Here is an 18,200-nt window from a genome sequence, read left to right as displayed (position 1 = left end):
GGTACATATTATGAACGCCATTGGTTTTTATGAATATACCAATTTTGTTCGGTTAAACATACCCATGGGTGGGGCACTTTTTAAATGTTGTTCCGGGTCCCTTTTCAAGTGTTAGCTACATCCAGATTTGGCACATATATTTCTGCGATAGCTTTCATGTACTCCAAACGTTCGTCTGTATCAATGCAATCTTCTTTTAACTTCTCCATGATTATTAGTTTAAGGCAAAGTTAAAAAAAATAATCCTCACCTGCATTGCTACAAGTGAGGAATTATTAGCTTACTTACCAAACACGTATTTCACAACCTTGGTATTAGCCTTGTTTTCATTTACGAAGTCGCGTTCAATATAAATGTCTGTCACCTTCATAGAGTCATCAATATGGTTGAGGGCTGCATGGACTGTATATTTGTCTATGCCTACTTTGTTGAGAGCGATAGTAGCCCAACTATGCCTTGCTGCATAGTACTCCAAATCATCTACTTCTAATATTGAACCAATCTCTTTCAATCCAGAATTGATAGCCTTGTTAAAAGTCTTTTCATCCCCATAGAATTGATGGAAGTTAAACAGACGTTTTCCTGTGCTATCCTTGTACTTCTCAATAAGAGGTTGTACTATCTTAGGAATATCTACCATCATCTTTGCACCATCCAATCTACGAGCCTTGGTCTTGGTTCTGTTATAGATAATAGTGTTCCCTCTCATTTCAGTAGCATTGTAAAGGTCTGCTGAGTTGATTCCCATAAGACAGAATGAGAGAATGAAACAATCCTTAGCCAAATTATAACGGCAAGTGGACTTATATCCTTTCTTCATGTCTTTATAAGGCAGCTTCCACACCTTTTTAATGATGTCTGCTGGAATGGCTCTCTTACGTGTAGCTTCCTGTTTAGGTATCTTGAAGTCTTCAAAGGGTGAGTTAGGAATAAGAATAAGGTTCTTGTCCTTCTTATTGAACTTACGTTTGGCTTCATTGAACAGCTTCTTGATGCTTACCAAGTAGAGGGAAAGAGTGCGGTTAGAGGTCACACGTTTACCTTGCTGCATCAGTTTCTTGGTACGTGCATCACGTTCTCCAATTAAAAATGCTTTGAACTGTTCCAAGAAGTCTAAGGTGATAAGATTTATATCCAATTCCTCTTTACCAACAAACCGTACCAAAGCATTGATGGCAGTTGTATAATTGGGTGCTCCTTTTATGGTAGTAGAAGCTATCCACTCACGACTGAACTTTATAAAGTCAATGGTTTGTTGCTTCTCTTGCTCTCCGTTTAGGAACTCAATTATCTCATCCAATGAATAATGATTTTGGTCTAATTGCAGTTTTAGACACTGTTCCCTATAATAGAGAACAAGCCTATCTATCTCTCTCTTAATGGAAGTGTCCTCTTTGAATTTGAGGGATTTAGTTAGGTCTTGTTGAGTTACAAACAGATTGGTGGATAAGCGTTTTACCTTGCGGTCTAATGTGAATCTAATCTTGACGTTATAAGTTCCGTCAACTTTTAGTTCACTCCTTTTAATCTCAGCTTTAATAGTCAGCATATTAGCTCTATTTTAATTAGTCAACAATTAGTCAACATCTGCTTAAAATAGGAGTAAATCAACCAAGAGCAACAGATTTATATCTGGAGGGTCTGCAAACAAAAAAAAGCTGTATTCCGTTAGGAATCAGCCTTTTAGTTTGTGGACCAGCCTGGGCTTGAACCAGGGACCTCCAGATTATGAGTCTGTTGCTCTAACCAACTGAGCTACAAGTCCGATGCATCCTTGCTTGGATAGCGGGGACAAAAGTAGCATTTTCTATTGAAATATGCAAGACTTTTGGATAAAATTCCTTATAACCTTTGTCCTTAGAACTTATAAGTTCGTTTTGGATTCTTGGGAAACCAGCCTTTTTTCACTCGTTCTTCCTGCTCGAATATCTCCTTGATGGTCCAGAACGAGGAAAATGCAAAGACGCCCAAAAGGGAGGCTATCATGATGTTCTCCGTATAAAGGGAGGCAATGATGCCGCCGATGCCGAGTAAAAGGAAAATCCACCAGCACTTGGTGCCCCAATAATATTCGGCTTTCACAACTATGGGGTGAAACAAGCCGATGATGAGGAATGTGCAGATACCTATGACAAGGCCCGACAGATGATATTCGTTCAAGAAATCCATTGTTGTTCGTTATTTCTCGGGGCAAATAGGAATCTCCTTCTTGATGCTCTGTTCCAGGGAAATCAAGGTCTCGGTAGCGGTTACGCCAGGAATCTCCTGCATCTTGTTGTTCAGCAAATCCATCAGATGCTCGTTGTCGCGGGCATATACCTTAGTCAGCATGGTGTACGGACCAGTGGTGAAGTGGCATTCTACAATTTCGGGAATCTTGCCCAGCTCAGCAACTACCGTCTTATACATGGAGCCCTTTTCCAGCTTGATTCCTACGTAAGTGCAGGTTCTGTATCCAAGGGACTTGGGATTTACATGATAGCCTGAGCCAACAATAACGCCAAGGTCAATCAGGCGCTGTACACGTTGATGGATGGCAGCACGTGACACGCCACATTCAGCAGCTACGTCCTTGAAAGGGATACGGGCATTTTGGGAAATGATTTCCAGAATCTGCCGGTCAAGATTGTCTATTTTTTCCATAATAGTAAATAAGTAAAGTTCTTGTTGTTATCAAATAGTAAGCAAATATAGGACTTTATTTTAATTTATCTATAAAAAGGGACGGAAAAATGAATAAAAGTGAGGGGTAACGATAAGGCGCGGATTACGCGGATTTCACGGATTTAGTTTACCAAATCCGCGTATTCCGCGTAATCCGCGCCTAAAAGAAGTATCAAGAGGGTTTTGCCCCTCCCTTCGGATTGTTACATTACTTCTCGATACCCAGCAGTTCCACTTCGAATATCAAAGTAGAGAACGGCTTGATTTGGCTACCGGTTTCTCTTGAACCGTATGCCAGGTCGTAGGGGATATAGAGTTCCCACTTAGAGCCGACGGGCATCATGGTGAGGGCCTCTGTCCAGCCTTTGATTACCTGGTTGGCACGGAAAGTAGCAGGTTCGTTGCGCTTGTAAGAGCTTTCGAATTCTGTTCCGTCAATCAGCGTACCTTTGTAGTTTACTTTCACCTTGCTGCTGTCGGCAGGAACGGCACCGTTACCCTTGGTGATGATTTTGTATTGCAGACCGCTCGGGGTAGTTACTACACCTTCTTTAGCCTTGTTCTCAGCCAGGAACTTTTCACCGGCAGCTTTGTTGTCAGCATACTTTTCTGCAGTTGCTTTTTCTTTGATGGCATCCATCTGAGTACGCATGTACTCTTGAGCTTTCATCATATCCATAGCACCACCCTTGCCGATGACACCTGCTACGAAACCTGCCAGCAGATTTTCGCGGCTGATGCTCTGTGTGGAGTCGTTGCCGAAGATTTGTTGGTTGAAGCCTTCCACCCATTGCTTGCTGACCATCTGGCCTACTTGCAGACCGGCCATGTAAGCCACGTCTTTCTTATCGATTTTGGCTGCGCCTTCGTTGAAACCTTTCAGGAATTCTGACATCTGGGTTGAGTCAATGCCTTGTTGTGCAAGATACTGGTCCAAACCTTCTGTACGTGCCATACCGATGGCGTAAGATAATGAGTCGATGTCCGTCTTCAAATCAGCTTTCGGACTTTGAGCAGTACAAGATGCCATGCCGGCAGCTACTGCAAGAGCCATGAGAAATGTTACTTTTTTCATTTTGCTTTTACTTGTTTGTTTATTTAGATAAAATTTTCTGTAATTCGACTTCGAATACGAGCGTGCTGTGGGGAGGAATCATCTCGCCGGCACCCTGCGCTCCGTATGCCAGGTCGCTGGGGATGTAGAGTTTCCACTTGGCACCTTCGGGCATAAGCTGAAGGGCTTCCACCCAACCGGGTATCACTTGGTTTACACCGAATGTGGCAGGCTGGCCGCGCTTGATGGAGCTGTCGAACAGCGTTCCGTCAATCAGTGTGCCTTCGTAGTGGCATTGTACCTGGTCGGTTGCTTTGGCATAGTGACCGACGTTTCCTTCTGTGATAACTTCGTATTGAAGTCCGCTGGGAAGCGTAACAACTCCCTCGCGTTTTTTGTTCTCTTCCAGGAACTTTTTGCCGGCTTCTATGTTTGCTGCGTTCATCTTCTCCTCCAGTTCGGCGAAGTACTTGTTGACGATGTCACGGGCTTCTGTGTGGCTGATTGCCGTCTGGTTGCCCTCCAAAACGTCTTTGATTGCTTGTGCAAAGTCATCTACTGCAATGCCTTTGGCACCCATGCTTAAAAGATTCTGACCTATTCCAAGGCCGATAGCATAACTGAATTTGTCCATAAGATTCTTTTGTTGACGACCGGATTGGTTTCTTTTCCAGTCTATTGCAAATTTATGAGTGGCAAAAGTACGTCTTTTATTTGAATGATAAGGCTTTTAAGTATTTAATTTTTCTTATTTATATCACAACTTGAACATTCTTCTTATATTTGTCTTACTTTAATAAAGGAAAGGAGCGGAAAATGAAGAACTTGGTCATATTGTCGGGTGCTGGTATGAGCGCCGAGAGCGGCATCAGCACATTCCGTGATGCGGGCGGATTATGGGACAAATATCCGGTGGAGCAGGTGGCGACTCCCGAGGGGTATGCACGTAATCCGGAACTGGTCATTAATTTCTATAACGAACGTCGCAAGCAGTTGCTCGATGTGGTGCCGAATGCCGGGCATCTGGGCGTTGCCGACCTGGAGAGGGATTTCAATGTAACGGTCGTCACCCAGAACGTAGATAATCTGCACGAGCGTGCCGGCAGTACGCACGTGATACACTTGCATGGGGAACTGACGAAGGTTTGTTCCAGCCGCGACCCTTATAATCCGCATTTCGTCAAGGAACTGGCGCCGGAGGAATATGAAGTAAAGTTGGGCGACAAGGCGGGCGACGGTACGCAGCTCCGCCCGTTCATCGTGTGGTTTGGCGAGTCGGTGCCGGAGATTGAGACTGCCATCCGGTATGTGGAGCAGGCGGACATCTTCGTCATCATCGGCACCAGCCTGAACGTTTATCCCGCTGCGGGACTGCTGAACTACGTGCCCCGTGCCGCCGAAGTGTATCTGATAGACCCCAAGCCGGTGGACACGCACGTCATGCGTCCGATACATGTCATTCAAAAGGGAGCTTCGGAAGGGGTAAAAGAGTTGAAGGCGCTGCTTACAGCTACCCAGCCTCCTTTGCCTTAGGACTTAATCTCCTACGTCTTAGGACTTAGCCCCTCACGGTATAGGACTTAATATGCAGAACATCTGGATGTCTTTCTCCAAAACACCCGGATGTTTTACCCCAAAACATGGGGATGTTTTGCCCCATTACATCCGGATGTTTTAGGTGAAAACATGGGGATGTTTTGGGTACTCACTCCTATACTGTAGAGAGCTGGGTATAGGGGGGATTCCCGCAAGGTATAGGTCTTGCGGGAACAAAGTATATTTGTCCTCGAAATTTGTGCTATTTCTTTATCACGGCCCGTAATACGAACCAGGCATGATGGGCTACGGTACTCATCAGCCCGTAATGCCGCGCCATGATGCGGAAGCGTTCGCGCAGGGATGCTTGCCGGTTCTGGGTGGTCATTCCCTCTTCCAGATAGTCGATGAGGGTGAGATGGGTGTTGTGTAACGCCCTTGCCTTCTTCATCACCCGGATGCACCAGTCGAAGTCGGCGGAGAAGCGGTATTGCAGGTCGTAGGGTTCTACAAGGGAAGCTTTGGCAAAGAAGGCCTGATGGCAGACCAGCATGCCCTGCTTGAAGCTTCGCCAAGTAAGCACTTCCGGGGCGGCGAGGCGGCGCATGCGGATGAAGTGACCTTCCTTGTCCACCAGTTCCGTTTCGCCGTACAGCACGTCGGGTAGTTCGTTGCCGGAGATGGAACGCACCATCTGCTGCAAGGTGTCGTCCTCGTGGAAGCTGTCGCCGGCATTGAGGAAGCAGAGGTAATCGCCGGTGGCAAGGCGGATGCCTTTGTTCATGGCGTCGTACAATCCCTTGTCCGGTTCGCTCACGATGCGGGTGATGCGGTCGCGGTAACGGTCGATAATGGAGAGCGTGCCGTCTTTGGACGCACCGTCCACAAGGATGTATTCTACGTGGTGGTAGGTTTGCGAGATAACGCTTTGAATCGTGTCCTCCAGTACCGCTTCGGCATTGTAGGTCACGGTGATGATGCTGAATTTCGGGGTGGGGTGGTTATGCATTTCTTCCGGTCACTTTGTTGTAAAGGTCAATGTATTTCTTGGCGACGACGTTCTCCGAATAGTGGGAGATGGCTTTCCGGCAGGCTTGTTCCGAGAGGCTGGGGTAGTCGGGTTCGGTCAGCGTCCAGTAGATGCCGTTGGCAAAGTCTTCCGAGGATTTGTATTGTGCCACGTAGCCGTTGTGCAGATGGTCTATCATCTCAGGGATGCCGCCCACGTTGAATCCGACGCAGGGAATGCCGCATGCCATGGCTTCCATGATAGTGTTCGGCAGGTTCTCTTCCAGCGAGGGGGTCACGAAGATGTCCACGGCATTGTAGATGTTCACCAGTTGGTGTTCGTTGCTGACGAAGTTCAGCGGGTAGACTTTGAATGGAAGCAGGTTTTCCAGTTGTTGCGATTGGTTGCCGAAGACGACGACACCCAACTGTTCCCGGAGTTCGGGATGCTTGTCGGCCAGCAGTCGGCACGATTCTATCAAGTAGTCAATGCCTTTCCGTTTGTCCGTAATCTTCACCGAGCCGAACAACATGAGCTTTTTGTCTTGCGGCAGTAGGCAACGGCTGCGGGCTTCCTGTCGGTTGCGGGGCTTGAAGAGGTTGGTGTTGATGGGGTTGGGGATGCACGTCACGGCATGTCCGCAGAAGAGGGCGCTTGTCCGGGCACGTTCTTCCAGCCAGCGGCTGCAGGTGACGAAGTTGATGTGACGGTTGCGATACAATGCCTGCTTTTTGTGGAAGATGCGGTAGGAAAGGTCACGTTTGCCTCTGCCTCCGTGGATGAAGGGGCAGTTGTGGCATTCCTGCTGGTAGTGGGTGCACTCGCGGGCATGGTGACAGATGCCAGTGCAGGGCCACATGTCGTGCATGGTCCAGACGACGGGCTTGCCCGAGGCGAGAATCTTCTCGATGTTCTTCAGCGAGAGCATCCCTTGGTTTATCCAGTGCAGATGGATGACGTCTGCTTGCTGGAATTCGGGCAGTGAGGTGATGTCTGTCCCCGTGTTGGCAATGTCTACGGCAAAGATGTTCTTCTTGTTGAAGCGGTTGGCGCTCCAGATGACAATGCGCTCCCAGACGAACTTCCACACCATGCGCCAGTTATGGTCTAGTGACACAACGGAGATTTGGTCGGTCTGCTTGTCGCGCACCAGCAGCTTGGCTTTGATGCCGTGGTTCTTGAGTGATTCCATCAGACGGCTGGCGGCGATGGCTGCGCCGCCGATGCGTTCGGATGTATTGATAAGTAGTACTCTCATGACTGTTGTTCGTTTCTTCTTTTTTGAATGTTTTTTCTTGTTACAGATGCCGGTCTTGTTTCGTCCATTTCCGGATACGCTTTTGCAGCGTTTGCCATATGATGGTGAAGTTGCCGTACCGTAGGTTCAACGCCAGTTCCTCGAACGACCGTGCAATCTTTATCCAGGGATGCCGCCATGCCATGATGCGGTAAACGCTATCCTTGTAGGCTGTGTTCTCGATGACGTGGCGAGGGTGCTTCAGTGGAAACTCCACTTCGTGGCGTTTCATGGTGAAGATGCGGCGGTAACCGCGCGGCATGGTGTGCACGGAGCCGGCAAAGTGGGTGGAGTCGGCAGTGGCTCCCAGATTGTTTATCATGTTGCGGGTGGGCACGATGCTCAGACCCGAATTGAACAACATGGAAGCGTGGAAGATGGTTTCGTAATAGGCTTTCCCGTGTTCGCGGTGGCGTTGGCACATGTAGATGAAGTCTTTGCGGTAGCGCCGTGTGTGGATGAGGTTCTTCAGTTGCCGCATGTTCTCCTTGTCGTCCAGGAAGGTGTAGAATTCATCCCATTGGTCCGTCACCCGCCGCCAGCTCGCCCATCCCCAGATGGAGAAGGTGGTGGCGAAGAAGTAGTCGGAAGTGATGTCCGGTGTAATCTCCTCGTTGTTGAATCCGGCAATCATGCTGATGCGTGTGTCGTGCTCATACTTGTCGAGCAGTTCCTTGCAGAAGCCGAAGAAAGAGACGGCAGGCACGTCGTCATCCTCAAGCACGATACATTTGTTCGACAAGGAGAATGCCCACTTCTGTGCCATGTATTCCGATGGGTCGCAGCCGTAGTTCTTCTCTTGGTAGTTGTGGTGTACTTCGCATTCCCAGTCGATGTCTGCCACTACTTTGCGACAAGCTTCTATGCCCGGCATGTCACGCTCGCCGCGCGGGCCGTCCTGATAGAGAAACAGTCGTGCGGGGCGTGCTTTCTTCACTTGTTCGAATACTTGCGCCAGCAGTTTGGGGCGGTTGAAGAAAAGAATCAGTACAGATACATCTACAAGGGCTGGTTTCATGGCAATGGTTTTAGTTCCGGGTGAATATAGCAGGCATGGACTATCTGCTTCTCTTTGGGAGGAATGTCCATGTAGTTTTTATATAAATCTTTCAGATAGGCGTCCACATTGCCCGGTGCCGGGAAATCTTTTCCTTCGAAAGTGATGGTGGAGAGCGGAAAGACGGAATCTTTACGGTGCATGATGCCGTATCCGTTATTGATGAGTATATTCGAAAGATAGGTCCCTTTGGGGCGTACCAGGCAGAGCATTGCCCATATCCCTTTGAAAAGCGCATACTTCATGCCGAAGTAGAAGAATTCTGCAAAGGAGCGCAGCGAGTAGTAGTGTTGCGCGTGTAGGATGGAGTAACTGACGGAGATGCCTTTGCACAGCTTCTTTGCCCATGGGCGGGGCACGGTGGGGTAGTCGATGAAAGGGAATATATCTACGTATAGTCCTTTCTGATACTCTACGCTGAAGGTATCTCCTGCTTCAATATAGATTGAGTTTAAATCCCTTATCTTGACGATGGGCTCTTTGCTGGTAGGGTCACTTTCCGGGGTTTGCAGGAACAGTGTGTCGGGTAGTTCGGAGGGGGCTACCTTCATGAATGCTTGCATGTCTTCCAGTGTCATGCCGATGTCTATGTCATCATCCCAGGGGATGAATCCTCCATGACGCATGGCTCCCAACAGTGTGCCTCCGTCAAGCCAGTAGCTTAACTTGTGTTTCCGGCAGATGCGGTCCACCTCTTTCAGTATGGAAAGTTGCTTCAGTTGGCAGGCGCGTAGGTTGTCGGCAACGTAGTCCGATAGGTATTGGTTCTTCATACTTCTTCTCTTTTTACGTCGATGACTTGTCCGGTGAATTCGGAAAGCAGTGACTGTATGGTGGTAATGGCTACTTGCTCGGAGGTCAGCAAGGTGTTATCCGGTTCGATGCCGAAGTTATGGACACGCATCGGTGTCTTGGTACGTTCCGGATTGATGCAGTTCACGCTGATGCCGAACGGTTCCCATTCTTGTGCTATGGCTTGCACAAAGTTCACGATGGCGGCTTTGGTCGATGAATAGATGCTGTAAAAGGCACGCCCCCGAGTGTAGGAACTGGAAGTGAAGAATACGAGTTTACCTTTGCTCTCCTTCAGATAGGGGAAGGCTTCAAGTGCCACGTTGACAGTACCCATATAGTTGGTGTTCACAGCGTTGCAGATGGTCTGATAGTCGCAACTCATCAGAGGTTCTTTATTCAGCAGTCCGGCAGTATTGATAATGTAGTCTATCCGTCCACATTGGCGGTACACTTCCTGCAAGGCTTTGCTCACCTGCTCTTTGTTGCCTACATCCGTTCCGTTCATGCTGCGCGAATAGCAGAATACGTTGGCTCCTTTCTCTTTGAGTAGCTGAGCCACGTCTGCGCCGATGCCGTAACTACCGCCGAATACGACTGCAACCCGGTTCTTCAGGTTGTTTTCCTGGTCGATGGGCAAGGTGTTCAGTTCACTTTTGCGCAGCTGGAAGAATTTGTCCAGCAGATAGGTGTCTTCCTTATAGGTCAGCTTCATGTTGCTTTCTTCGCCGTTCACTACATAAACCGGTACTTCCGGAAGGTATTTCACTACTACGCCGCAGTCGTCGGTCACTTTAAAGGCCGGGTCTTGCAAGGCAATGTCATAGGCATGCTTGATGGTTTCCAGATGGAATGCTTGCGGAGTCTGTCCTCGCATCAGTTTGCTGCGGTCTGGGATTTCCTGAATGAATCTGTCATTGACTTGTATAATGGTATCCGTGGCGGGCATTGCCACATCAATAGCTTTGTAGGTTTCCAATGCGGCAATAACGTCATTCAGAATCCGCTGGCTCACTAACGGACGTACGGCATCGTGGAATATCAGATTGACGTCAGTGTCTTCGTAGGCTTTGATGGCGGATAGGCTGGAATGATACCGTTCTTGTCCGCCTTTCAATATCTTCTTGACCTTCTTCCATCCGTTCTTGATGATGATAGATTCGAAATCGGAGATATAGAAAGGATTGGATACGATAGCTATCTCGTGAATATGTGGATTGCTTTCGAAAGTATCGATGGTGTGCTCCACGACCATTTTTCCCGCTACCTTGAAGAATTGCTTGGGAGTGGACAATCCCAGACGGCTACCGACTCCTCCTGCCAATATGACTGCTACATTCTTTTTCATTGTATCAATAGAAATGTGATGCTGCAAAAATACGAATTAATTGCTTCTTTGCAGCATTCCGGTTGGGATAAAGTGGCATATCTGTTGGGATAACTCTCTTTTTATTCTCTTCTTGTCTGCTCTATGGCTTCCACTAATCTGTCTGATGTGCCGCTTACTATTTTTCGGCAGAACATCTTTCCAGACTGCCGCAATACCGGCAGGTCCTCGAGTGTCATCACGCGGATGGATGCGCCGTAGTCTATGTAGTGCAAGGGGGTGAGACGGGTAAGTCCGGGGTATTCTCCCTCTAAAAGAAGCCCTTTTGAGGCAAAAGGGGAGTTGAATACGATGGTCTGTATGCACAGTTCGCTGGGTACAAAGCTGGTTCTGAAATACTTCACCAGCTTCTCCTCCGTGCACAACTTTTCATATACATATCGTGCGCAGGGCAACGTGATGGCCCAATAGTCGGAACCGAAATAGACATCTGCCTGCTTGCCTTCCAAGGGTGCAAAAGGGGCTTTCCGGATGGGGAGTATCTGTACCAGCTTGCGCGATGCTACGATGAGTTTGTTCTTCCACCATATACTCTTCCAAGGCAGGTCACGGAAAGGGTGGTAATGGGTTATCTTGTGCAACTGCTGTTTCACGGTGCAGTGTGTCAGGTTGAAACCGCCGATGAATTCAGTGTCTTGATACTCCTCGAAATAGTGGTGGATGGCGTTGTTGTTCCATAACGGATAGTCTTGCCCGCTCAGGCATACTACGCGGGTATAGGGGATACCGCTGTGCAATACGGCGGCAAGCAATTCTTTCTGATATTCCACTTGTTCCCATCCTCCCCAGCTTATCCGGTGGCGGGGCACGAAAGTGACCTTGTCTCCCAAGGCTTCTTCAAAAGGGTGTATATCGGCATTGAGGTCGATGTGCACGTAGAAGTCTGCCCGGTCATCCAGTGCGGCAACCAGGCGTGCCAAGTGTGGGGCATCCTTGTAGGCGGATATGATGTAGGCTATGCGGCTCATGCTCTTTTTTTCTTTAAGAGGAATTCAATGCTTTCCCGGAAGATGGTAGATTGTAGTTTCCACAAAACCAGTGCATAAAGCCCAGCTACCATAATGATTTTGGCTGCCATATTTAAGTATAGGTTTTCTATGGGCTGAGTAGCATAGTGAGTTGACACTACGAGTACAATGGATAGGGAGAGATAAGGAGAGATGTCTTTCAGCATATCGCGCAGTCTTAATCCTATCTCCCTCTTGACAAAACGGAACCATACAAACAGCCAGCCGATATTGATAATGACGAAAATACGCAGCATCCATTCCAACCCGTATGGGTATATGGCACATACAGCTACTATTTGCAGCAGGCTCAAGCTGATGGTGCTCCACATATAGATAGAAGAATGTCCCCGGCTGATGAGCAGGTTGGAGAACAGATTGATGACGGGAATAAATGCTCCCCAAATACATAACAGTTGCAAGATATCGGCACTGGGCAGCCACTTCTCCGTGATAGTGATTATAATCAGTTCTTTCGATACCAAGCTCAATCCCAGCATGGCGGGGAAAGAGATAAAGGCGGTGAAGCGCAGCAGCTTTCTGAATACGGCAAGTTGTCGTGCCTTGTCGTCGGCAACCCGGGTAAAGACGGGTTGTGCAATGCCGTTTATCATGCCCGTAATCGTGGTATGTCCCATGCCGTTCCACTTGTTTGCCTGCGTAAAGTTACCCACTTCCCGTTCCGAATAGAACTTACCCAACAAGACGGAAAACAAATTGTTATTGATTATGGTGAAGATATTCGTAATGATTATCTTACTGCTGAACCCTATCATCTCCTTAATGGGTGTGAAGTCGAACCGGAAGCGGGGTCTCCAATGCGAGAAGTAGAAGTTAAGAATCGTCATTACGGTGATGAAAGAGATGCTTTGCAATGCAATCCCCCAATAGGCGAATCCGTTTGCCGCCAATGTGATGCCCACAATACCGGAGACTATCAGACTTGAAATAGAAATGACGGTAGTGTCCTTGATTCTGAGGTTCTTGAATAGATATGCCCTCGGTGCAATGCTCATGCTGGAAATGACGAATCCCAAGAAGGAGAGACGGGACAGCGGTATCAGCTCGGGCGTATCGTAGAAGTCGGCAATCAGCGGTGCGGCAAAGAAGAGTAATATATATATAGTAGTGCTGCACATCAGGCTGAACCAGAACACGGCGTTGTAATCCTTGTGCAAAGTCTCCTTCCGGTTGGTCAGTGCCGAAATGAACCCACCCTCCTGCAAGGCGGCGGCAATGGCGGAGAAGATGGTAAGCATCCCTACCATACCATAATCCGAAGCATCCAGCAGACGGGCAAGGACTATTCCGAATCCCAGATTTAACAACTGCTGTATGCCGTTGCTGAATCCTCCCCAGAAGAGGCCTTTGGCTGTTTTTTCTTTGAGTGATGTATCGGACATAGTTTATTGGTTGATAAGGCAACGAGTTAACAAGGCCACGAGGCTTTTCCTTCCTCCTTGTAGCCTTGTTAACTCGTTACCTTGTTACTGTTTTATTTCACCTCGCTGCCCGGCTTCACCTCTTTCAGCAGTGAAGTCACCGCCAGCGAGCCGTCATAATTCTCGGCAGAGAGAATCATTCCCTCACTTACCAGCCCGTTCTTGAATTGGCGTGGAGCGAGGTTGGCGATGAACAGCACTTGCTTGCCTACCAGTTCTTCCGGTTTGTAGTGCTGGGCAATGCCGCTGACGATGGTGCGGTTTTCCAGCCCGTCGGCAATCTTGAACTTCAGCAGCTTCTTCATCTTGGGCACTGCTTCGCATTCAAGCACTGTACCTACGCGGATATCCAGCTTTTCGAAGTCTTCGAAGGCGATGGTCGGCTTGATGGGGCTTGCCTTGTAGGTGGCGGCTTCGTTTGCCTTCTTGGTGGCAAGCAGCTTGTCTACTTGTGCCTGGATGACGTCGTCTTCTATCTTTTCGAACAGCAGTTCGGGGGTGCCCAGCTGATGTCCGGCAGGCAACAGGTCGGTGTGTCCCAGCTCTGCCCAGTCAAAGCTGTCCATGTTCAGCATCTTGCGAAGCTTCTCGCTGCTGAAGGGCAGGAACGGTTCGAAAGCAATGGCAAGGTTGGCGACCAACTGCAACGAGATGTGGAGAATGGTGGCTACGCGCTCCATGTCTGTCTTGGCAAGCTTCCACGGCTCGGTGTCTGCCAGGTATTTGTTTCCGATGCGGGCAAGGTTCATCGCTTCCTTCTGTGCGTCGCGGAATTTGAATACGTCCAGCAACTTCTCCACTTCTGCCTTGACGTCGGCAAATTCTTTCAGCGTCTCGCGGTCGTAGTCGTTCAGTTCGCCTGCGGCGGGCACTACGCTGTCGAAGTACTTCTTGGTGAGTTGCAGGGCGCGGTTCACGAAGTTGCCATAAACGGCAACCAGCTCGTTGTTATTACGTGCCTGGAAGTCCTTCCAGGTGAAGTCGTTGTCTTTTGTCTCCGGTGCGTTGGCGGTCAGCACGTAGCGCAGCACATCCTGCTTGCCGGGGAAGTCAACGAGATACTCGTGCAGCCATACCGCCCAGTTGCGTGAAGTGGAAATCTTGTCGCCCTCCAGGTTCAGGAACTCGTTGCTCGGCACGTTGTCCGGCAGGATGTAGCTACCCTCTGCCTTCAGCATGGCGGGGAACACGATGCAGTGGAACACGATATTGTCTTTTCCGATGAAGTGTACCAGACGCGTTTCGGGGTCTTTCCACCATTTCTCCCATGTGTCGGGCAGCAACTCTTTGGTGTTGCTGATGTAGCCGATAGGGGCGTCGAACCATACATAGAGCACTTTGCCCTCGGCACCCTCTACGGGAACGGGAATACCCCAATCCAGGTCGCGGCTCACGGCACGCGGCTGCAAGCCCATGTCGAGCCAGCTCTTGCATTGGCCATAAACATTGGGACGCCACTCCTTATGGTCTTCCAGAATCCATTGGCGAAGCCATTCCTCGTGTTTGTCCAGCGGCAGATACCAGTGCTTCGTCTCACGCATCACGGGCTGGCTGCCGCTGATGGCACTCTTCGGATTAATCAGGTCCGTGGGGCTGAGGCTGGTGCCGCACTTCTCGCATTGGTCGCCGTAAGCGCCTTCGGCATGGCAGTGGGGGCACTCGCCGGTGATGTAGCGGTCGGCAAGGAAGGTCTTAGCTTCTTCGTCGTAATACTGCATGCTGGTCTTTTCGATGAATTCTCCCTTATCGTACAGCTTGCGGAAGAAGTCGGAAGCCGTGTCGTGATGCGTCTTTGAAGTAGTACGGCTGTACACGTCGAAGGAAACGCCGAACTCTTCGAAAGACTTCTTTATAAGCGTATGATAGCGGTCCACCACGTCTTGCGGGGTGATGCCTTCCTTCTTGGCGCGGATGGTGATGGGCACTCCGTGTTCGTCGGAGCCGCCGATGAAGATTACATCTTCCTTTTTCAGTCGCAGGTAGCGGACATAAATGTCGGCAGGAACATAAACGCCTGCCAGGTGTCCGATATGAACCGGGCCGTTGGCATACGGCAATGCCGAGGTCACGGTGGTACGTTTGAATTTCTTTTCCATTGTGTTATTATGTATCTCTTTTGTTATGAACGCTTTTAGTGGCACAAAGATAGCTGTTTTCTGCAAAATATGAGTATTCTTCCAGATTCTTTCCAGATTTAGGCTTCATCTTTGCCATACAAAATGAACAAACTTGGTATTGATAATGTAAAAAAACGAAATGACTATGAAACTGGAAAAGTACTTCTTATTATTGGCGTTAGGCGTGTTTGCCTTTGCCTTGCAAAGCTGTGATGATGACGACAACGACGGAATCTCCGTGCCCGCGGAACTGAGTAATGCGTTGGCCAAGGAGCATCCCAATGCCCAGCGTATAGAATGGGAAACAAAAGGTGCATATTATGTGGCTGATTTCCATGAGGACAATTTCGAAAAGGAGGCCTGGTTCACCAAAGACGGTGTATGGCAGATGACCGAAACCGACCTCCGTTATGCAGACCTTCCCGCTCCGGTGAGAAGCTCTTACGAGAGTAGTACCTATTATAATGTATGGAAGGTGGAAGATGTAGACAAGCTGGAACGTAAGGAAATGGCTGTTGTCTACATCATCGAAGTGGAGAAAGGTAATCAGGAAATGGACCTCTATTATTCGGAGGACGGCATTCTGGTGAAGGAAGTGGCCGATGCGCACAACGGCGGTTCTCCCGAAGATTATCTCCCTTCTGATATTTCCGCTGCCATCAAAGATTTTATAGCAGAGAAATATCCCAATGCCCGCATTGTGGATATTGAAAAAGAAAAGAACGGTATGACGGAAGTCGAAATCGTGCACGGAAGTATCAGCAAGGATGTGATGTTCACCGCTGAGGGTGCATGGGCCTATACTATCTGGGATATCAGTAAGAGACATCTGGAGGATGTAGTGAAGAACGCCGTTACGGTTGCCCATCCCGGTTATGTCATTGATGATGCCGACTTTATTGAGACTCCCGATGGCAGTTACTTTTTGGTAGAGATGGAGCAAGGGGAAAGGGAAATCTACGTAAAGGTGACAGCGGAAGGTGAAATACTGCCATAGTCTTATACTGAATACTTCCCTTTAAATCAGCGTATTGTATTTACTGCTTGTTTACCTTCTAATGTAAAGCCGTTTACCATAGGGTGTAACGGCCGTTACTCCATATTGTAACGGTCGTTACATCATAGTGTAAAGCCTTTTACCTCGTAGTGTAAATGAAGTTACCGTTTGGGGTAACCGGAGTTATCATGTGAGGTGACCGGAGCTGTCATGTGAAGTCGTACTCTTCTACATAAGCGTCGAAGTACTCCGTCCGTTGGAGTCCTAAGTTACGGGCAATTGCAATGACTTGTTGCTGCTCGGTTGGTGAGAGCAAAGTTTCCCCTTTCCGCTTCTGATAATATCTTCGGATACCCCATAAGCCGATGAGCCGGTAGCGGAACGTGCCGGACTGGCCGACAGAGATGGCTTCTGCCGTATGGATAAAGCCTTTGGCATAGCGCACTTTCTTATTCGAGCAATAATACTTGCATTTTCCCGCTGTGGACTCTATTGCTTTCGGATTCAGTACATATAGGAAGATGTTGTTTGAGGGTGCATACGTATATGCAATCCGGCGCAGGCAGGTGTCAGTATAAGGGCATGTGTCAGTAGCGCATAAGCCGAAGTTATGGGGAACTTTGGAATAATCGAAAGTTTCTTCTTTCATCATTTTTTTGTTTAAAGTTCCGCAAAGGTACAATTAGTTTGGAGATTGATGGGTGCTTCACCTGATATTTGTTTTATCCCGAAAATATTATGTATTTTACGTAACGTGAAATGCGTAACGTAAAACATGGAATCATTCCGCCTTCCGGTTTCCGCATTTCGTCTTCCCCATTCCGCACCCCGTCCGTAAATGCTTCCCGCTTACTTGCCGCAGGACTATATTTGCAGAAAACATTTGCATATTCCCATGAAGACAAACTCTGTGATTCTATTGGTGTTGTGGCTTGCGGCGTGGCCGTTCTGCTGCCGGGGGCAAGGCTATATCAGTTACGACTATCTGCCCGAAAGTTCGTTGAAGGATGACCTCGGCAACGAGTATGGCTCGGGCAGCCTGATGATGGTATCGGGAAGGTATAACCTGCCGCTTTCCGTCAGGCATGACGACAAGGGCAGGCTGGTGGCGTGGTCGGCAACCGTCAATGCTGCCTATGGCGTATTCCATAATAAGGGGCAGGCGCGGGAGTTGAATCCGGACAATCTGCTGAATGCCAGTCTGAATATCTCCCACATCCGTCCCCTGTCCGACAAGTGGAGTATCATAGCCTCTGTGGGCGGCGGTGTCTATGCCCCGTTGGACGGGGTTTCCATGAAGACCCTACTGGCTAATGGAGCAATCATCTTTGTCTATAAACTGCGGAAGAACCTCGACTTGGGCATCGGTGCGGGGTTGACGAACTCTTACGGTATCCCGATGATACTGCCCATGATGTACTTCAGTTGGAGGAATGCCGGCAGGTATGAGCTGAAAGTGGATATGTCCAGCGGCATGAAAGTGTCCGTCGCCACCTGGCTGAACAAGAAGCTGAAGCTGGAACTGACCGCCCTCGATATGGACGGCATGTCTGCCGTGATGGAAGTCGACGGGAAATCGAAAATCTATTCTACCGTCATGCTGAGGTCATACATCAGTCCTTCGTGCCAGTTGAGTAGGAAGACGGCTGTTTATCTGGGAGTGGGCGGTAACTGGATACGCGGGATAAGTATGTCGGACCGTAGTTTGAAAGGTTTTCTCAATAACTTCAAGAACGATGAGGACGAGCCTTGCTTTAGACCGACTCTGCGCCTGACGGTGGGATTCAGGTATACGCTGAAATGACAAATGCCATTTTAGTAAAGACAAGAGGTAAAATAGT

17 protein-coding genes and 1 tRNA gene are annotated in these 18,200 nt (G+C 48.7%); 3 read left to right on the top strand and 15 right to left on the bottom strand.

The genetic code is table 11. The features are described 5' to 3' along the window. Positions 1-280: 280 nt before the first annotated feature. The 6 genes from ACESTD_RS08515 to ACESTD_RS08490 all read right to left on the bottom strand — a co-directional run bounded on the left by ACESTD_RS08515 (position 281) and on the right by ACESTD_RS08490 (position 4,352). Entirely contained in the window at positions 281-1,549 is a 1,269-nt protein-coding gene (locus ACESTD_RS08515; RefSeq protein ID WP_373158755.1) for a phage integrase SAM-like domain-containing protein, read from the bottom strand. Between the two features lie 142 nt (positions 1,550-1,691). Continuing rightward, positions 1,692-1,765 (bottom strand) — tRNA-Ile (locus ACESTD_RS08510). Positions 1,766-1,857: 92 nt separating this feature from the next. Continuing rightward, positions 1,858-2,169, bottom strand: a complete 312-nt coding sequence (locus ACESTD_RS08505) for a DUF4491 family protein (RefSeq protein ID WP_005830847.1) — start codon at positions 2,167-2,169, stop codon at positions 1,858-1,860. Positions 2,170-2,178: 9 nt separating this feature from the next. After that, a complete protein-coding gene (locus ACESTD_RS08500) occupies positions 2,179-2,643 on the bottom strand; it encodes an Lrp/AsnC family transcriptional regulator (protein WP_005830846.1) in 465 nt (154 codons plus the stop codon). A 229-nt stretch (positions 2,644-2,872) separates the two neighbouring features. Further along, a complete protein-coding gene (locus ACESTD_RS08495) occupies positions 2,873-3,739 on the bottom strand; it encodes an FKBP-type peptidyl-prolyl cis-trans isomerase (protein WP_373158756.1) in 867 nt (288 codons plus the stop codon). A gap of 19 nt (positions 3,740-3,758) precedes the next feature. Continuing rightward, entirely contained in the window at positions 3,759-4,352 is a 594-nt protein-coding gene (locus ACESTD_RS08490; protein WP_005830842.1) for an FKBP-type peptidyl-prolyl cis-trans isomerase, read from the bottom strand. A gap of 182 nt (positions 4,353-4,534) precedes the next feature. Here ACESTD_RS08490 and ACESTD_RS08485 point away from each other — a divergent pair, with 182 nt between their 5' ends. Then, positions 4,535-5,251 (top strand): NAD-dependent deacylase, encoded by a 717-nt coding sequence (locus tag ACESTD_RS08485; protein ID WP_005830840.1) that lies wholly within the window; start codon positions 4,535-4,537, stop codon positions 5,249-5,251. Positions 5,252-5,516: 265 nt separating this feature from the next. On the opposite strand, the gene ACESTD_RS08480 is transcribed toward ACESTD_RS08485, so the two are convergent. The 8 genes from ACESTD_RS08480 to metG form a co-directional block, all read right to left on the bottom strand. Then, positions 5,517-6,263, bottom strand: coding sequence for a glycosyltransferase family 2 protein (locus tag ACESTD_RS08480; protein WP_005830836.1), 747 nt, complete (start codon positions 6,261-6,263; stop codon positions 5,517-5,519). After that, the gene (locus ACESTD_RS08475) at positions 6,256-7,521 is read right to left on the bottom strand and encodes a glycosyltransferase family 4 protein (protein WP_005830834.1); all 1,266 of its coding nucleotides are present in this window, start codon (positions 7,519-7,521) and stop codon (positions 6,256-6,258) included. The genes ACESTD_RS08480 and ACESTD_RS08475 overlap by 8 nt, the downstream gene beginning before the upstream one ends. Positions 7,522-7,561: 40 nt before the next feature. Then, on the bottom strand, positions 7,562-8,578 hold the full coding sequence (locus ACESTD_RS08470; RefSeq protein WP_196072186.1) for a hemolysin activation protein: 1,017 nt from the start codon (positions 8,576-8,578) through the stop codon (positions 7,562-7,564). Next, the gene (locus ACESTD_RS08465) at positions 8,575-9,390 is read right to left on the bottom strand and encodes a phosphorylcholine transferase LicD (protein WP_005830831.1); all 816 of its coding nucleotides are present in this window, start codon (positions 9,388-9,390) and stop codon (positions 8,575-8,577) included. The genes ACESTD_RS08470 and ACESTD_RS08465 overlap by 4 nt, the downstream gene beginning before the upstream one ends. Further along, on the bottom strand, positions 9,387-10,757 hold the full coding sequence (locus ACESTD_RS08460) for a bifunctional cytidylyltransferase/SDR family oxidoreductase (RefSeq protein WP_005830829.1): 1,371 nt from the start codon (positions 10,755-10,757) through the stop codon (positions 9,387-9,389). Before ACESTD_RS08460 ends, ACESTD_RS08465 begins: the two co-directional genes overlap by 4 nt. Before the next feature lie 101 nt (positions 10,758-10,858). Beyond that, the gene (locus ACESTD_RS08455; protein ID WP_117689220.1) at positions 10,859-11,764 is read right to left on the bottom strand and encodes a beta-1,6-N-acetylglucosaminyltransferase; all 906 of its coding nucleotides are present in this window, start codon (positions 11,762-11,764) and stop codon (positions 10,859-10,861) included. Then, positions 11,761-13,206, bottom strand: a complete 1,446-nt coding sequence (locus tag ACESTD_RS08450; RefSeq protein ID WP_098032005.1) for a lipopolysaccharide biosynthesis protein — start codon at positions 13,204-13,206, stop codon at positions 11,761-11,763. Before ACESTD_RS08450 ends, ACESTD_RS08455 begins: the two co-directional genes overlap by 4 nt. 92 nt (positions 13,207-13,298) lie before the next feature. Beyond that, a complete protein-coding gene (gene metG, locus ACESTD_RS08445) occupies positions 13,299-15,341 on the bottom strand; it encodes a methionine--tRNA ligase (RefSeq protein WP_057281445.1) in 2,043 nt (680 codons plus the stop codon). A gap of 166 nt (positions 15,342-15,507) precedes the next feature. On the opposite strand from metG, the gene ACESTD_RS08440 reads away from it, so the two are divergent. Beyond that, on the top strand, positions 15,508-16,359 hold the full coding sequence (locus ACESTD_RS08440) for a PepSY-like domain-containing protein (protein WP_373158757.1): 852 nt from the start codon (positions 15,508-15,510) through the stop codon (positions 16,357-16,359). A 208-nt stretch (positions 16,360-16,567) separates the two neighbouring features. Here the strand turns inward: ACESTD_RS08440 and ACESTD_RS08435 are convergent, their stop codons facing one another. Continuing rightward, entirely contained in the window at positions 16,568-17,008 is a 441-nt protein-coding gene (locus tag ACESTD_RS08435; protein ID WP_009037613.1) for a DUF6078 family protein, read from the bottom strand. Between the two features lie 246 nt (positions 17,009-17,254). Here ACESTD_RS08435 and ACESTD_RS08430 point away from each other — a divergent pair, with 246 nt between their 5' ends. Beyond that, the gene (locus ACESTD_RS08430) at positions 17,255-18,163 is read left to right on the top strand and encodes a DUF6268 family outer membrane beta-barrel protein (RefSeq protein ID WP_034526003.1); all 909 of its coding nucleotides are present in this window, start codon (positions 17,255-17,257) and stop codon (positions 18,161-18,163) included. Positions 18,164-18,200 lie beyond the last annotated feature (37 nt).

Origin of the sequence: Bacteroides sp. AR20 (assembly GCF_964250605.1) — a bacterium.
GTDB classification, from domain to species: Bacteria; Bacteroidota; Bacteroidia; order Bacteroidales; family Bacteroidaceae; genus Bacteroides; species Bacteroides uniformis.
This window is presented reverse-complemented; position numbering and strand designations above follow the sequence as displayed.

Bases quoted from the DNA above. Each gene is read 5' to 3' on its own strand.
- ACESTD_RS08430 (WP_034526003.1), top strand. From the start codon at position 17,255: ATGAAGACAAACTCTGTGATTCTATTGGTGTTGTGGCTTGCGGCGTGG.
- ACESTD_RS08435 (WP_009037613.1), bottom strand. From the start codon at position 17,008: ATGAAAGAAGAAACTTTCGATTATTCCAAAGTTCCCCATAACTTCGGC.
- ACESTD_RS08440 (WP_373158757.1), top strand. From the start codon at position 15,508: ATGAAACTGGAAAAGTACTTCTTATTATTGGCGTTAGGCGTGTTTGCC.
- ACESTD_RS08450 (WP_098032005.1), bottom strand. From the start codon at position 13,206: ATGTCCGATACATCACTCAAAGAAAAAACAGCCAAAGGCCTCTTCTGG.
- ACESTD_RS08495 (WP_373158756.1), bottom strand. From the start codon at position 3,739: ATGAAAAAAGTAACATTTCTCATGGCTCTTGCAGTAGCTGCCGGCATG.
- ACESTD_RS08515 (WP_373158755.1), bottom strand. From the start codon at position 1,549: ATGCTGACTATTAAAGCTGAGATTAAAAGGAGTGAACTAAAAGTTGAC.
- metG (WP_057281445.1), bottom strand. From the start codon at position 15,341: ATGGAAAAGAAATTCAAACGTACCACCGTGACCTCGGCATTGCCGTAT.
- ACESTD_RS08480 (WP_005830836.1), bottom strand. From the start codon at position 6,263: ATGCATAACCACCCCACCCCGAAATTCAGCATCATCACCGTGACCTAC.
- ACESTD_RS08500 (WP_005830846.1), bottom strand. From the start codon at position 2,643: ATGGAAAAAATAGACAATCTTGACCGGCAGATTCTGGAAATCATTTCC.
- ACESTD_RS08485 (WP_005830840.1), top strand. From the start codon at position 4,535: ATGAAGAACTTGGTCATATTGTCGGGTGCTGGTATGAGCGCCGAGAGC.
- ACESTD_RS08475 (WP_005830834.1), bottom strand. From the start codon at position 7,521: ATGAGAGTACTACTTATCAATACATCCGAACGCATCGGCGGCGCAGCC.
- ACESTD_RS08505 (WP_005830847.1), bottom strand. From the start codon at position 2,169: ATGGATTTCTTGAACGAATATCATCTGTCGGGCCTTGTCATAGGTATC.
- ACESTD_RS08470 (WP_196072186.1), bottom strand. From the start codon at position 8,578: ATGAAACCAGCCCTTGTAGATGTATCTGTACTGATTCTTTTCTTCAAC.
- ACESTD_RS08465 (WP_005830831.1), bottom strand. From the start codon at position 9,390: ATGAAGAACCAATACCTATCGGACTACGTTGCCGACAACCTACGCGCC.
- ACESTD_RS08455 (WP_117689220.1), bottom strand. From the start codon at position 11,764: ATGAGCCGCATAGCCTACATCATATCCGCCTACAAGGATGCCCCACAC.
- ACESTD_RS08490 (WP_005830842.1), bottom strand. From the start codon at position 4,352: ATGGACAAATTCAGTTATGCTATCGGCCTTGGAATAGGTCAGAATCTT.
- ACESTD_RS08460 (WP_005830829.1), bottom strand. From the start codon at position 10,757: ATGAAAAAGAATGTAGCAGTCATATTGGCAGGAGGAGTCGGTAGCCGT.